Raw genomic sequence first — 1,221 nt, forward strand, 5'->3', positions numbered from 1 at the left:
CGTGGTGGTGCCAGCCGTTCCAGGAGCGTCCCTCGAAGTGGTCCAAGCCCAGGCCGTGCTTGAGTTCCCGGTAGTCGTGCTCGATGCGCCAGCGGATCTTGGCCAGGCGGACCAACTCGGCGACGGGGATGTCTGCGGGCAGGTCGGACAGCCAGAACCGGGTCGGCTTGCTGTCACCGTCCAACCATTCGGCCAGGAGCCACACTTCGGGCAGGACACCGTCCCACCGGCCGTGCTCGGCCACCGCGGCGGCCTGGGCCAGGCGGCGGGAGCGCACCCCGGCCGGCCTCACCCGCACCGCCAAGAAGTGCGAGCGCATCGGGCCGCGGGAGCCTTCCCGCCAGGTCACCTCGCTGAACGCTTGGCGTCCGGCTGCCAGGGCCAGTTGCGCTACCGGCACCGGCGGCTGCCGGTAGCGGGGCACCGGCGGGCGGCCGTTGCCGGACCAGGGCGGGGCGGCGGGGACCGCGTCGTGCGGCTGCACGGTCAGGTCGCCACGGATGCCGACCACGTACGGGATGTCCCGGCCGGCCAGCGCGTGGCGGAAATCGGCGTTCTGCCCGTAGCCGGCGTCGGCCACCACCACCGGCGGCACCAGATTCCACCCGGCCAGTTCGTCCAGGGCGTCCAGGGCGAGGCGCCACTTCTCCCGGTGCCCGACCTCCTGCGGTATCCCGGTCTTCTGCCGCCGTCCGGCATCGTGCGCCCACTCCTTGGGCACGAACAACCGCCACTGCAGCGGACAGGAGGCCGTGTCGGAGACCGCGTGCACGCTGACCGCGACCTGGCAGTTGGCCTGCTTGCCCAAAGCGCCGCAGTACTGGTGCGCGACCCCGACCGACATCCGGCCGTCCTTGGGGAACGACACGTCGTCGACCGCCCAGGCATCCGGGCCGATCAGCGGCACCATCCGCTGGGCGATCCGCCGCCGTACCGGCACCGGATCCCACGTCGACTGGTTCACGAACTGCTGCAGGTTCTGCTCGTTGCCGTCCGGCAGCCGCTCCGCCATCGCCTGGATGGACTTGCGGCGGCCGTCCAGCATCAGCCCCCGCAGGTAGCAGTCGCCCTTGGCCCGCTGGTCCTTGCGCGGCACCGAGGCGAACACATCGGCCACGTATAACGCCAACGTCGCCCGCATACGGTTCACTTCATGTGCGTCCACACACCCAACATGCTCCTGATCAGAACCAACGGAAAGACCTAACGGAGTCCTACTAG

1 protein-coding gene is annotated in these 1,221 nt (G+C 70.4%); it reads right to left on the bottom strand.

Going from position 1 to position 1,221, the window contains the following annotated elements; translation table 11 throughout:
• Positions 1–1,165, bottom strand: a 1,165-nt coding sequence (locus ABD357_RS32960) for an IS701 family transposase (protein ID WP_344394731.1), incomplete at its 3' end; no start/stop codon positions are given.
• Between the last annotated feature and the right edge of the window lie 56 nt (positions 1,166–1,221).

Origin of the sequence: Streptomyces vastus (assembly GCF_039532825.1) — a bacterium.
GTDB classification, from domain to species: Bacteria; Actinomycetota; Actinomycetes; order Streptomycetales; family Streptomycetaceae; genus Streptomyces; species Streptomyces vastus.